The following is a 12873-nucleotide window of genomic DNA, read 5'->3' on the forward strand; positions in this document are numbered from 1 at the left end:
GCTTCGAGCTTAGCCTTAGAATCCAGATTCGGTGGGATGCGGATAGAAGCGCCGCATTTTCTGCACCGCACGAATATCGGAGAGCATCCGGAACAGGGTGCGCTTGGGGTGGCGGTCCTTGCTATAGGCGATCGGGTTGACCACCGGGCCGCGCCTCCGCACCCGCCGCACCTGCTCGGCCAGCTGCGGATCGCGCAAGTAGCGGCGCCCCGCCAGCCAGGCGGGAATAATCGCGAAAATGCCGGCGCGATTGACCCGCTGAAGCGGTGCGGTTTCCCCGGCCATATCCGCAACCAGGGCGCGCGCCAGATTCACCCCGCCCACCTTGAGGTAGTAGTGCCCGCGCCCGGCCCGCGGATTGAGATCCAGCCAATAGGCCCGGCCGGTACGCGGATCAATTTTCACGTCCATGGAGAAGAAGCCCCGCAGGCCCACCTCGCGCACGATCCGCTCGGCGCGGTCGGTGAGGAACCCCTCCGGATCGGTGAGGATAATCCCGGCATTGCCGATGAGCGAAGGCTCATGCAGCCCGAGCAGCACCCTCCCCGAGCCAATAGCGCTCAGGTGCCCGCGCGAATCGATATACCCATTGACAACCCACTGGGTAGTATCATCCCCCGGAATGAGTTCCTGGGCGATAAGGTCAATATCGACCTGGCGGCCGGCAAGCGTGGCAAATTTCGCGCGGGCCGCTGCGGCGTCGTCGAATACCTCCACCTTTTTCAGGCCCGTCGCGTACAGCGAGGTGGGGTTATCCGCGCGCGCGGGTTTGACGACAATGGGGAAGGGCAGCGTGGCGAGCGCCGCGTCCCAGGTCTCGGGTTGGGAAAGATGTACGACGGCGCGCCGCGGGGCCGCCTCCCCCACCTTTTCGTACACCTGCGCCATCGCCTCTTTCGAATTCGCGAGGTCCACGACATCCGGCGCGGCGAAAGGGAAGAACCAGTTGGAGGCGAGGCGGTGCCGGTTGCGCACAATAACATCCACGCCCTCATCAACATTGACCAGGCAGATGAGGCGGCGATCCGCGAACTCCGCGGCCAGGGAATTGAGCAGCGCCACGAATTTTTCTTCGTCCTCCATAATATGGCGTTCGCAGTAGCGCACCGAGAGAATGGAGGAATTATTAATATGCCCCCGCGGGTATTCGGCGACGACGAGCGAGGTCACCCCGTAGGTCTCGTGGAACAGCCGCGCGAAACTATAGGCTTCCACCTCATTACCGAAGATCACCGGCAGTGCATCCATACGTGTTCTCCCTCCGCGCCCGGCCGCGGGCATGGTTATTATGCTAGCAGCGCCGCGCTAAAGTAGAAGGCAGCACTCCGCCCCCGTGAAAGGACCATCGTGACCGAAGCCGATATCCCCAGCATTGAGGTTCGTTTGCCGATTAAGCTCGGCCAGTTTGTGAAATTAGCATCGCTGGCCGCCTCCGGTGCCGAAGCCCGCGAGCTTATTGAAGCGGGCGATATTAGCGTGAACGGCCAGGTAGAAACCCGGCGCGGCAGCGCGCTGAGCGACGGCGATGTGGTTGCCCTCGCCCAGCCGCGCGGTGCCTTGCGCGTGCGGGTAGCGAGCCTCTAGCAACTCGGCAGCCGGCGGCCGCGCACAGCGAAACGCCAGCCGCGGGCCGCACTCACAGTCCTAGCAGCCCACCAGTTTCTGGGCCAGGAAGCCCTCCACTTTCTCCAGCGGGATCCGGACCTGCTCCATGGTGTCGCGGTCGCGGACCGTCACCGCCTGATCTTCGAGGGTGTCGAAGTCCACGGTCACGCAGTACGGGGTGCCAATTTCATCCTGGCGGCGGTAGCGGCGCCCGACCGCTCCTGCGTCGTCGAAATCAACATTCCACGAGGCCCGCAAGCGCGCGGCAAGATCCGCCGCCAGGGGCGTGAGCTTCTCGTTACGCGAGAGCGGGAGCACCGCGGCCTTGACGGGTGCCAGGCGCGGATCCAAGCGCAGCACGGTGCGCTTATCCACCCCGCCCTTGGTATTGGGGGCTTCATCCTCCACGTAAGCATCCACGAGGAATGCCATGAGCGAGCGGGTCAGCCCGGCCGAGGGCTCAATCACGTAGGGAACGTAGCGCTCCCCGCTGGCCTGGTCGAAGTAGGACAGGTCCTTGCCCGAATGCTTGATATGGGTGGTGAGGTCGAAATCGGTACGGTTGGCGATGCCTTCCAGTTCGCCCCAATCCGAACCCTGGAAACCGAATTTGTACTCGATATCCACGGTGCGCTTAGAGTAGTGGGACAGCTTTTCCTTGGGATGTTCGTACAGGCGCAGGTGCTCCGGGTTGATGCCCAGGTCCTTGTACCAGTCCAGGCGCTGGTCAATCCAGTACTGGTGCCATTCTTCATCCTCCCCCGGCTTGACGAAGAACTCCAGTTCCATCTGCTCGAATTCGCGGGTGCGGAAAATGAAGTTTCCGGGGGTGATTTCGTTGCGGAACGACTTGCCGATCTGGCCGATGCCGAAGGGCGGCTTCTTGCGCGAGGTGGTTTGCACATTCGCGAAATTCACGAAAATACCCTGGGCGGTTTCCGGGCGCAGGTAGTGCAGGCCGGATTCGTCTTCCACCGGGCCGAGGGTGGTTTTCAGCATCATATTAAAATCGCGCGGCTCGGTCCATTGGCCCTTCACGCCGCAATGCGGGCAACCCAGCTCCGCGGTGGGAATGGAATCCGGGTCGTCAATATGCTTCTTGGCGGCCAGCGCTTCCTGGAGCTGGTCCATGCGCAGGCGCTTGTGGCAGTTGAGGCATTCGATAAGCGGATCGTTGAACACGCCGACGTGCCCGGAAGCAACCCACACCTCCCGCGGCAAAATAATGGAGGAGTCGATACCCACAACGTTATCGCGACTTTGCACCATGTAACGCCACCACTGGCGCTTAATATTTTCTTTCAGCTCGGTTCCCAGCGGGCCGTAATCCCAGGCCGAACGGGTACCGCCGTATATTTCCCCGGCGGGGAAGACGAAACCGCGGCGCTTGGCCAAAGAAATAACGTTATCGAGACGGGAGGGAGCAGGCTTAGCCAACGTTGTTCCTTTCTATTGCGCGCATCCGGATGATGCGTGGCCCGTCTAGTCTACCGCCGCGCCCGTTTCCGCGCGGTCCCGGCCGGTGCGGAAAACGAAAAGGAAATATGCGACGACGACGCCCAGTACCACCACTGCGGCAATTCCCCACGGGTTACCGAAAATAGCGGCCCAGACCGCTCGCAGGGCGAGCATGCCAACCGTCGAGTAGATCGCCGCCCAGCCCAGCCAGCCGGGCAGCGCGGCCAGGGTGAAACGCCAGCCGCTCATGCGGGTGAGCCCAGCACCGATAAGGATGACGGTTTGCACCCCGATGGTGAAGAAGCAGAGAGTAACGAGGGGCCAGCCGCGCCGTGCCACCCGCTGCGAGGCCGCGATCACGCGCTCGTCATGCGCCCAGGCCCAGGCCCGGTGGGCGAGGCGATTGCGCGGTTCGCGCTGCCGGGCCACCAGGTAAGCGGCATAGCGCCCCAGCCAGAAAGTAGCGCTGGAACGCAAGGACACCACGAGGAAAAGGAAAAGGTAAACAAAGGCGAAGGAGCGCCCGGCCAGGAATGAGAAGGAATCCATGCTTAGCGGCCCATTCCTTCCCGGTTCCGGCCGTTATGCTGCCCGGCGCAATCGGCGCAGACCCCGATGAGTTCAAGGGTGTGATCCACATCCGAGAAGCCGTTCGCGGTGGCGATGGAACGCACCCAATCTTCGGCCCCTTCCAGGGCGATTTCCACGGTTTTCCCGCAGCGCCGGCACATGAGGTGATGGTGGTGTTCTTCGGTTTCGCAATAGCGGTAGAGGGTTTCGGTGCCCTCCTGCATGGTGTCGAGAATCCCTTCGTCCGCCATCGCCTGCAAGGTGCGGTACACGGTGGCCAGGCCGATGCGCCGGCCTTCCCGGGAAAGTTTTTCGTGGAGCTCCTGGGCGGAAACGAATTCCGGGATCGTCTCCACCATCTTCGAAATGGCGATCCGCTGGGCAGTTACTCGCGGTTTAGACGCGTTCATGAACCCTCCTGTGGTTGCGCCGTACCAGTGTGGACATGATTGCCACAACTGCGTACCCGGCAATGAGAATCACCGCGATCATAGCCCCGGGAGAGGCAGAAACATAGCGGGTAATGACCAATCCGACAAGTGCGGCCCCGCATCCGAGCCCCATGGCCAGGCGCTGGGTGTGCGCCAGGGAGGAGCACACCAGCTGGGCGGTGGCCACCGGCACGATCATCATGGCCGAGACCAGCAGAATGCCCACCACCCGCATGGAGACCGCCACCGTGAGGGCCGCCGTGACCGCGATGAGGATGTTAAAAGCCCGTACCGGCAGGCCCGAGGCCCGCGCGAAGTCTTCATCGTTCGTCACGGAGAAGAGCGGGCCGCGCAGCCCGATACCCACCGCGAGGATAACCACGGTGAGGGCCACGGTGTACCACACGTCCTGCCCCGTGACCGTGGTAACCGAGCCAAAGAGGTAGTAGTTGAGGTTCGCCGTCGTACCACCCGCGAGGGAAATAAGCAGTACCCCGCACGCAATGCCGCCGTAAAACAGAATCGCGAGCGCGGTATCTCCCGAGGTGATTCCCGAGGAACGCACCCATTCGATAATGAGCGCGCCGAGCACCGCAATAATAAGGGCGCCGGGTACCGCGAAACGTTCGGGTTGCCCGTGCAACCAGGTGCCCGTCAGCCAGCCGAGCGCCACCCCGGTGAGGGCCACGTGGCCGATGCCGTCGCCCATGAGGGCCATGCCGCGTTGGACGAGGTAGCTGCCCACGATCGGCGCGGCCAGCCCCACGAGCACCGCCACCAGCAGCGAGCGCATCATGAGGGGCGAGGAAAGAATATCTGCGATCATTGCGCCACTCCCCCGTGCACGTAGCCATCGGATACTTGAATATCGCGACCCACCAGGTGGGCGAGTTCCCCGCGTTCGTGGAGCACCATGACGAGGGTGAGGCCCGAGCCGTGCAGGCGGGTGAGGATTTCGGCCAGATCGGCACGGGCGCGGGCATCGATCCCGGCTAGCGGTTCGTCAAGAACCAGCAGATCGGGGCGGCGCACCAGCGCGCGGGCAATCATGACGCGGTGCTGCTGTCCACCGGAAAAGACCCGCACCGGGTCCTGGGCACGGCTTTCCAAACCCACCGCCGCGAGGGCCTCGTAGGCGGCGGCGCGGGCCGCTTTCCCTTTATCCGCGAAGAGGTGGCGCCCGGAAAGCAAACCGGAGCGCACCACTTCCAGGGCGGTGGCAGGCAGGTTGCCGGCATGCACCATCGACTGGGGCACGTAGCCCACTCGGTGCCAGGGCACCTGGCGGGGGCGCGCGGTATCCACCCCGAAAATCTGCGCGGTTCCGGTATGGGGTACGACGCCGAGAAGCCCTTTGACAAGGGTGGATTTGCCCGAGCCGTTGGGCCCGAAAATCCCCACCGACTCCCCGGCCGCGATCTCCAGGTGAGCCGAATGCACGATTTCGCGCCCGCCCAGGGTAATGCACAAATCGCGGGCGAGGAGGGCCGGGGAAACCGCGGGCTGCGCCGGTATCGCGCCCCTAGCCGGTGCCGGAGACGTTCCGGGTGCTGCGCCCGTACCCGGTGCCGGGGCCGGGCTTACTGGCACTGCAATCCCTCACGCAGGTGGGCGAGGTTGCTATCCATAATGGCCAGGTAGCCCGCGCCCTCCGGATCGGCTTCCGCGGTGCTCAGCGAGGAAAGCTGCGCACCGGTTTCCGCCGCGATAGCCTCCGCGGTTTTCGCCGGGCTATTGGCTTCCGCGAAGATGGTGCGGGTCCCGGTTTCTGCCATAATGCGTTTCACTTCGGAGATATCGAGCGGGGAGGGATCTTGATCGGGGTCAATCCCGGCGATCCCCACCTGGACCAGGTTGTAACGGTCGGTCAGGTAACCGAAAGCCGCGTGGGAGGACACCACCGTGGTGGTGGCGCACTGGGCCAGGCCGGTAGTGTAGCGCGAATTCAGATCGGTGAGCTCTTGCTTGAGGCGCGCGAAATTCGCCTCGAAATCACCGCGATGTTCCGGATCCATAGAGGAGAGCGAAGCGGTGATCGCTTCGGCTACATCTTGCATACGCACCGGATCAAGCCAGAAATGCGGGTCGAGGACGCGCCCGGCTTCGGTAGCTTCATCCCCGTGATTATCGGCCAGACCGCGGTGGTGGACCAGCTTCGCGGCATCGGCCAGGTTCACGGCGTTACCGGCCCCGATGGTGGAAATAGCCGCGTCGAGAGAGGGCTGGAATCCGGAGACGTAGAAGATAACATCCGTGCTTTCCAGCTCCGCGACCTGCTTGGGGGAAAACTCGTAATCATGGGGTTCCACATTGGTGGGGGTGGCGGAGGTGACCGTCACGTAGTCCCCGCCGATCTGTTCGGCAAGCCACCGGATCGGGGTGAAGGATGCCGTCACGCCAATGCGCGCGGTATCCGCGCTCGATGCGGCCCCGGAGCTTGAAGCACTATCCGCGGGCGAAGTAGAGGAGGACTGGCACCCGGCCAGCAGGGCGGTGGATCCCAGCAGCGCCGTGCAGCTAAGCAGCGCCGCCATACGAGTCAAAGTTTTCTTCACCCGCCCAGTCTACCCAACGCGCCCGGTGGCGCGTCGCGGCGGCCGGGCCCGCCGACCGCGCGTAGCCGCTGCACCCCGCCTCGCAACGCCGCCGCGACGCTACGACACCACGCAGTTGCGCCCAAGGAGCACCTTGAGATCAGAGAAGAAACGCGCTTCGGGTTTGACGTAAAATTCCTGGCCCACCTGCACCACCGAGGTACGCCCGGGGCGCTGGATATGGAGCCGCACCGGGGCGCTACCCGGGTAGGTGCGCAGCAAATCGCTCAGCTGCCCGAGCAGATCGCGAGTGCAGATACGTTCAGCAAGCTGCACATCCACGGGCGAATCCGGGAGCAGGTCACCGCTGGGGATTTTCATATCCTGGGCGGAGAGCTGAATATTGCCATCCCGATCCGAGACGCGCGCCGTAATAATCGCTACCTGGTCCGGGGCGAGCAGCCCAGCCACGGTCTGGTAGGTGGCCGGGAAGAAGTTAATTTCGGTACTGCCCGTCATATCTTCCAGGACGATCGTCGCCCACATCTTCCCGTTTTTCTTGGAGATGCGCGGCTGGACAGCTGTGACGAGTCCGGCTAATGTCACAGTCCGCCCGTCCGTTGCGGCGTCGTCGTCCAAAAGACGCACCACCGTGGTATCTGCCGCACGGTCCAGAATATGTTCCATGCCCGAAAGCGGGTGGTCGGATACATACAGGCCGAGCATATCGCGCTCGAGGTTGAGCTTTTCGCGTTTATCCCATTCGGGCAGCTCGGGGATATCGACCTCTACCCCGCCGGCGATTTCCGAACCGCCGAACAAATCGAATTGCCCCACCGCTTCATTTTTCTTTAGGGCGACGACGGCGTCTACCGCCTCGGCGACTTTGGAGAGCAAGGCGCGGCGGGTGTAGCCCATCGAGTCGAAAGCCCCGGCACGCACGAGGCATTCCACGCTGCGCTTATTGAGGACCTCGAGGGGGACCTTATCGAGGAAGTCCTGGAAGGAGGTGAAAGCGCCCTTCTCTTCACGGGCGCTAATAATGCCGTCCACGACTTTCGCGCCAACGTTACGCACCGCGGACAGGCCAAAGCGGATCTCCTCCCCCACTGCGGAGAAATTCGCCAGGGATTCGTTCACGTCGGGCACCAAAACCTTGATGCCCATGCGGCGGGCTTCCCCGAGGTAGACCGCCATTTTGTCTTTATTGTCTTTGCGGGAGGTGAGGAGGGCCGCCATGTATTCCACCGGGTAGTGGGCTTTCAGGTAGGCCGTCCAGTAGGAAATCACGCCGTAGCAGGCCGAATGGGACTTATTGAAGGCGTAGGACGCGAAGGGCTCCATGGTGCCCCACAGGGTTTTCACCGCGTCCTTGCTAAAGCCCTGGGCCACCATCCCGGATTCGAAATCGACGTACATCTTATCCATGACGTCTTTTTTCTTCTTGCCCATGGCTTTACGCAGCGAATCTGCCTGGCCCATGGTGAAGCCGGCCACCGTCCGGGCGATCTGCATGATCTGTTCCTGATAGACGATCAGGCCGTAGGTGGGGGCCAGAATCGGTTCGAGGATCTCCTCCAGCTCGGGGTGGATCGCCTCGATTTTCTGCAGCCCGTTCTTCCGCAGCGCGTAATTGGTGTGGGAATTCATCCCCATGGGGCCGGGGCGATAGAGCGCGGACACGGCGGAAATGTCCTCGAAGTTGGTGGGTTTCATCTGCTTGAGCAGGGTGCGCATGCCCGAACCATCCAGCTGGAAAATACCGAGGGTATCGGCATGCTGGAGCAACTCGAAGGTGCGCTCATCATCGAGGGGAACATTATCAATATCGAGGGGATCTTTATTATTCGCCACGATATTTTCCAGGGCGTCCTCAATGGTGGTGAGGTTGGAGAGCCCCAGGAAGTCCATTTTGAGGATGCCGAGGTCCTCGCATTCGGGGTATTCGAATTGGGTGATGACCGCGCCGTCGGCCGGGCGTTTCATCACCGGGATCACGTCCGTGAGGGGCACGGAGGACATGAGGATGGCGCAGGCATGCACGCCCCACTGGCGGGTGAGGCCTTCGATGCCCTGGGCCAGGTCGAAAACGCGTTTGGCATCCACGTCGGTGGAGACCATATCGCGGAATTCCCCGGCTTCCATATAGCGGGAATTCTTCTCATCGAACACGCCAGAAAGCGGGATGTCCTTGCCCATGACCGAGGGCGGGAGGGCCTTGGTGAGGCGTTCGCCCATTTCGAAGGGGTAGCCAAGCACCCGGGACGCATCCTTGAGGGCCTGCTTCGTTTTAATAGTGCCGAATGTGACCACCTGGGAGACTTTGTCATGCCCGTATTTATCTTCCACGTAGGCGATAACTTCCCCGCGGCGGCGTTCATCGAAGTCCACGTCAATATCGGGCATGGATACGCGTTCCGGGTTGAGGAAACGTTCAAAGAGGAGGCCGTGTTCGATGGGGTCAAGTTCGGTGATATGCAGCGCGTAGGCCACCATGGAGCCGGCCCCGGAGCCACGCCCCGGCCCCACCCGGATGCCATTGCGTTTGGCCCACAGAATGTAATCGGAAACCACCAGGAAGTAACCGGGGAAGCCCATCTGCACAATGACTTCCACTTCGTAATTGGCACGCTGGCGCACGTGATCGGGAATATATTCCCCGTAGCGCGAATGCAGGCCGCGTTCGACTTCCTTAATGAACCAGGAGGTGATGTCCTCCCCGTCGGGCACCGGGAAGACCGGCATGTAATTGGCGCCTTCAGCGGCGGTAGTGAAGGAAATATTGCAGCGTTCGGCCACCAGCAGGGTGTTTTCCATCGCCCCGGGCAGATCCCCGAAGAGCTTGTACATTTCCTCGGTGGAACGCAGGTGGTAGCCGTGCCCGTCGAATTTGAAACGGTTGGGATCCTGGAGGGTGGAACCGGAATTAATGCAGAGCATGGCGTCCTGGACGGAATGGTCCTCCGCGCGCACGTAATGCGAATCATTGGTGGCCAGCAGCGGCGCATTGATTTTCTTGGCGAGGTCAAGCAGGTCATTGCGGGTGCGCCGCTCGATCTCATTATCGTGGTCCATGATTTCCACGAAGTAGTTCTCTTTACCGAAGATCTCCTGCATGCGCCCGGCGGCCTCGAGGGCTTCGGCGTGCTGGCCCAGCCGCAACCGGGTTTGTACCTCCCCGGAGGGGCAGCCGGCGGTGCCGATAAGGCCTTCGTGCAGTTCCTCAAGGAGCTCGATATCCATGCGGGGCCATTTGCCCATCTGGCCTTCCAGCGAGGCGCGCGAATCGAGCCGGAAGAGGTTATGCATCCCGGTGTTATTGGTGGCGAGCAAAGTCATATGGGTATAGGCCCCGCGCGCCGAGACGTCATCGCTGCGCTGTGATTCATCCCCCCACAGCACCCGGTTGCTCGAGTATCGCGAGGTCCCCGGGGTCATATAGGCTTCCACCCCGATAATCGGTTTGATGCCGGCGTCCTTGCAGGCCCGGTAAAACTCGTAGGCGCCGAAGCAGTAGCCGTGGTCGGTGATGGCCAGGGCGCTTTGCTTTTGGGCGACGGCCTGCGCCACCAGCGGCTTAATTTTCGCCGCCCCGTCCAGCAGGGAGTATTCGGTATGGGTGTGGAGGTGAACGAAATCTGAGGGAGCGGCCATGGGGCCTAGTCTATCCAGCGCTCACTACCCGCGCCATTTCCCGGTGCCAGATGCGCGCGTCCAGGAAGGGTGCGCGAGCGGTGAGTTCGTAGCCGAGGGCCCGGTAGAAGCCGATTTTGTCCTCCTGGGCGTCGAGGATGATCCGCACCTGCCCGGCGTGTCCAAATTCGCGCAGCGCTACCTCGGCTGCGGCCTCGCACAGGAAGCGCCCCACGCCTAGCCCGCGGGCGGAACGGCGCACGCAGACGCGCCCCAGGTGTACGACACCTTCGGTGGTTGCGTAGACCCGCGCGGCACCTAATGCTTCACCAGCATTATTTTCGACGACGACGTGGTGGGCGCGTTCGTCGATATCGTCGAGTTCTTCTTCCAGCAGTACGCCTTGTTCCCCGCAGAAAACCTCAATACGGAGGGCGCGAGCCCGCTCCAGGTCTCCCTCGAGCCAACGCAGCTGGGTGGCGCCGCGGTGCGGCGCGGTGGTATCTGGCGCGGCAGGCGGCGGGGTGGTGGGGCGCGGCGCACCGTCCAGCGGTGCGCCGTCGTGCGCCGTCGTCATGAAAAAACTCCCGCGCGCATGCGCTCGAGAGCGGTGGCGAGGTCCTCCGGGTAGGGTGCCTCGAATTCGCGCCAGCTGCCATCGGGGTGCTCAAAGCCGAGGCGGGTGGCGTGCAGCCACTGGCGGGTGAGCCCCAGGGTTTCACTCAGGCCCGGGTCAGCCCCGTAGGTGGCGTCCCCCACGCAGGGGTGGCCGAGGGCGGACATGTGCACCCGGATCTGGTGGGTGCGTCCGGTTTCCAAGTGAACCTGGAGAAGACTGCCGCCGGCCATCGCTTCGAGGGTGTCATAGTGGGTGATGGAATGGCGCCCATCCGCCCGCACCCCCATTTTCCACTGGTGGCGCGGATCGCGCCCGATGGGGGCATCCACGGTGCCGGAGAGCGGGTCGGGATGCCCCTGCACGAGGGCGTGATAGATCTTTTCGGGAACGCGGTTGCGGAACTCATCCTTGAGCAGCACATAGGCGCGTTCTGATTTCGCCACCACCATGCACCCTGAGGTGCCCACATCTAGGCGATGCACAATACCCTTGCGTTCGGCCGGTCCGTAGGCGGAGAGCTGCACCCCGGCGTTCATGAGGGCGCCCAGCACATCCGGGCCGGTGAAATTGAGGGAGGGATGGGCCGCCAGGCCGGCCGGTTTATCCACCACCACCAGATCGGCATCTTCGTAGAGGATGGGGATGGTGACATCTCCCCCGCGCGGGGCAACGGTGCGCGGGGTAGGAATATTGATTTCCAGGATGCTCGGCGCGCGCAGCCGGACGGATTTCGCTACCGGGTTGCCGTCCAGAAGAACATCCCCGGCATCGATAAGGCGTTGCACTTCCGCGCGCGAGAGGCCGGTCAGGCGCGCGATCGCCGCGTCGATACGGGCCTCATTAAATTCTTCCGTGACCGGGTAGGTCCGCCACATGCTACTCGCCTCGCTCCGACTTGCCAGGTGCTGGCATGGAGGCTGATGCGGATACGGAGCCGGAGTCCGCGCTGGCCCGAGCTGCGCCGTCGTTCATAAAAAACGCGACAGCGATCATGATCACGGCCCCGGCCACCAGCGCAATATCGGCCACGTTTCCCACGAACCAGTCGAAGTAGGCGATGAAATCGACCACGTGCCCGGCGAAACCACCCGGCTCAAAGAAGATCCGGTCGATGAGGTTGCCGGCCGCGCCGCCCCACATGAGAGCCAGGCCCACGCCGATCCAGCGGTGGCGTACCCGTGCCGCGAGGACGGGGAAAACCGCGAGCACCACGACAAGCGCGATGGAGGTAATGGCGCGGGTGGAATTTGCCCCCAGTGAGAATGCTGCACCCGGGTTGAAGACCAGGTGCAGCCCGAGGGCATCCCCCACAATGGCGATGCGCTCCGTTTGGCTGAGGTTAGCGATGGCCCACTGCTTCGTGAGTTGGTCGATGGCCACCACGGCCAGCGCCCCCACGAGGATGAGGAACCACGAGGTGCTTCGCCTCACCATACGCACTAGTTACGAGCTTCGGGTTCCTGCGCGCCAGAATCGACGTTGGCGAGCAGCGTCTCCAGGTAGCTGTGCAGGCGCGTGCGGTAATCACGCTCGAAGTCACGCAGCTCGGAGATCTTGCGCTCCACCAGGCCGCGTTCCTGCTCCAGCTGGGCCAGGGTGCGGTTGGACTGAGCTTCGGCATCCTCGATGATCTTGGCACTGCGGGTTTCCGCATCCTGGATCTTCTGAGCCTTCTCGGTTTCACCGCGGGCCACGAGTTCTTCGTAGGTCTGCTGCGCCATCTGAAGCACGGCGGCGGCCTGTTCCCCAACGGTGCCGGTGGGTTGAGCGAAGGACGCGGTGGTTGTGGCCTGGTCCGGCGCTGCGGGTTCTTCACCCGAACCGTTCTGGAGTTCGGTCACGCGCGCTTCGGCGACGGTGGCGCGATTCTCCGCTTCCTGGAGCTGCTTCGACAAATCGACGATGGTTTCGTAGATCGCGTCAAGGAATTCGTCGACCTGTACCTCGTCGTAACCGGTCTCCGCGGTTTCCGGGCGCTTAAAGCGGACATCCATGACATCCTGTGCCGTGAGCATTGCCATTT

The 12873-nt window shown here is 62.9% G+C and carries 13 protein-coding genes; 1 reads left to right on the forward strand and 12 read right to left on the reverse strand.

Features of this window, described 5'->3' with window-relative positions; all coding sequences use genetic code 11:
* Positions 1-15 precede the first annotated feature (15 nt).
* Positions 16-1248: a carboxylate--amine ligase gene (locus ACRQDJ_RS00605; protein ID WP_284904151.1), complete on the reverse strand. Its 1233-nt coding sequence runs from the start codon at positions 1246-1248 to the stop codon at positions 16-18.
* Between the two features lie 99 nt (positions 1249-1347).
* Here ACRQDJ_RS00605 and ACRQDJ_RS00610 point away from each other — a divergent pair, with 99 nt between their 5' ends.
* Complete coding sequence (locus ACRQDJ_RS00610) at positions 1348-1584, forward strand: RNA-binding S4 domain-containing protein (protein ID WP_087070929.1); 237 nt, start codon at positions 1348-1350, stop codon at positions 1582-1584.
* A gap of 60 nt (positions 1585-1644) precedes the next feature.
* Here the strand turns inward: ACRQDJ_RS00610 and ACRQDJ_RS00615 are convergent, their stop codons facing one another.
* From ACRQDJ_RS00615 to ACRQDJ_RS00665, 11 genes are all read right to left on the reverse strand, one after another.
* Positions 1645-3042: a glycine--tRNA ligase gene (locus ACRQDJ_RS00615; protein WP_087070930.1), complete on the reverse strand. Its 1398-nt coding sequence runs from the start codon at positions 3040-3042 to the stop codon at positions 1645-1647.
* 45 nt (positions 3043-3087) lie between these two features.
* Positions 3088-3612, reverse strand: coding sequence for a VTT domain-containing protein (locus ACRQDJ_RS00620; RefSeq protein ID WP_035276647.1), 525 nt, complete (start codon positions 3610-3612; stop codon positions 3088-3090).
* A gap of 2 nt (positions 3613-3614) precedes the next feature.
* Entirely contained in the window at positions 3615-4043 is a 429-nt protein-coding gene (locus ACRQDJ_RS00625; protein ID WP_087070931.1) for a Fur family transcriptional regulator, read from the reverse strand.
* Positions 4030-4890, reverse strand: a complete 861-nt coding sequence (locus tag ACRQDJ_RS00630; RefSeq protein WP_087070932.1) for a metal ABC transporter permease — start codon at positions 4888-4890, stop codon at positions 4030-4032. The genes ACRQDJ_RS00625 and ACRQDJ_RS00630 overlap by 14 nt, the downstream gene beginning before the upstream one ends.
* On the reverse strand, positions 4887-5654 hold the full coding sequence (locus ACRQDJ_RS00635; RefSeq protein WP_284904153.1) for a metal ABC transporter ATP-binding protein: 768 nt from the start codon (positions 5652-5654) through the stop codon (positions 4887-4889). Before ACRQDJ_RS00635 ends, ACRQDJ_RS00630 begins: the two co-directional genes overlap by 4 nt.
* Positions 5645-6619 (reverse strand): metal ABC transporter substrate-binding protein, encoded by a 975-nt coding sequence (locus ACRQDJ_RS00640; protein WP_284904155.1) that lies wholly within the window; start codon positions 6617-6619, stop codon positions 5645-5647. The genes ACRQDJ_RS00635 and ACRQDJ_RS00640 overlap by 10 nt, the downstream gene beginning before the upstream one ends.
* Before the next feature lie 99 nt (positions 6620-6718).
* Positions 6719-10252: a DNA polymerase III subunit alpha gene (gene dnaE, locus ACRQDJ_RS00645; RefSeq protein WP_284904157.1), complete on the reverse strand. Its 3534-nt coding sequence runs from the start codon at positions 10250-10252 to the stop codon at positions 6719-6721.
* Positions 10253-10262: 10 nt separating this feature from the next.
* Positions 10263-10808, reverse strand: coding sequence for a GNAT family N-acetyltransferase (locus tag ACRQDJ_RS00650; protein WP_284904158.1), 546 nt, complete (start codon positions 10806-10808; stop codon positions 10263-10265).
* The gene (locus ACRQDJ_RS00655; protein ID WP_284904159.1) at positions 10805-11725 is read right to left on the reverse strand and encodes an RluA family pseudouridine synthase; all 921 of its coding nucleotides are present in this window, start codon (positions 11723-11725) and stop codon (positions 10805-10807) included. The genes ACRQDJ_RS00650 and ACRQDJ_RS00655 overlap by 4 nt, the downstream gene beginning before the upstream one ends.
* A 1-nt stretch (position 11726) precedes the next feature.
* Complete coding sequence (lspA, locus tag ACRQDJ_RS00660; RefSeq protein ID WP_284904161.1) at positions 11727-12284, reverse strand: signal peptidase II; 558 nt, start codon at positions 12282-12284, stop codon at positions 11727-11729.
* A 5-nt stretch (positions 12285-12289) separates the two neighbouring features.
* Positions 12290-12871: a DivIVA domain-containing protein gene (locus tag ACRQDJ_RS00665; RefSeq protein WP_016442554.1), complete on the reverse strand. Its 582-nt coding sequence runs from the start codon at positions 12869-12871 to the stop codon at positions 12290-12292.
* Between the last annotated feature and the right edge of the window lie 2 nt (positions 12872-12873).

This window comes from Actinotignum urematis, assembly GCF_051264595.1.
Lineage (GTDB): Bacteria > Actinomycetota > Actinomycetes > Actinomycetales > Actinomycetaceae > Actinotignum > Actinotignum timonense_A.

Bases quoted from the DNA above. Each gene is read 5' to 3' on its own strand.
- ACRQDJ_RS00625 (WP_087070931.1), bottom strand. From the start codon at position 4,043: ATGAACGCGTCTAAACCGCGAGTAACTGCCCAGCGGATCGCCATTTCG.
- ACRQDJ_RS00650 (WP_284904158.1), bottom strand. From the start codon at position 10,808: ATGACGACGGCGCACGACGGCGCACCGCTGGACGGTGCGCCGCGCCCC.
- ACRQDJ_RS00655 (WP_284904159.1), bottom strand. From the start codon at position 11,725: ATGTGGCGGACCTACCCGGTCACGGAAGAATTTAATGAGGCCCGTATC.
- ACRQDJ_RS00665 (WP_016442554.1), bottom strand. From the start codon at position 12,871: ATGGCAATGCTCACGGCACAGGATGTCATGGATGTCCGCTTTAAGCGC.
- dnaE (WP_284904157.1), bottom strand. From the start codon at position 10,252: ATGGCCGCTCCCTCAGATTTCGTTCACCTCCACACCCATACCGAATAC.
- ACRQDJ_RS00620 (WP_035276647.1), bottom strand. From the start codon at position 3,612: ATGGATTCCTTCTCATTCCTGGCCGGGCGCTCCTTCGCCTTTGTTTAC.
- lspA (WP_284904161.1), bottom strand. From the start codon at position 12,284: ATGGTGAGGCGAAGCACCTCGTGGTTCCTCATCCTCGTGGGGGCGCTG.
- ACRQDJ_RS00630 (WP_087070932.1), bottom strand. From the start codon at position 4,890: ATGATCGCAGATATTCTTTCCTCGCCCCTCATGATGCGCTCGCTGCTG.
- ACRQDJ_RS00605 (WP_284904151.1), bottom strand. From the start codon at position 1,248: ATGGATGCACTGCCGGTGATCTTCGGTAATGAGGTGGAAGCCTATAGT.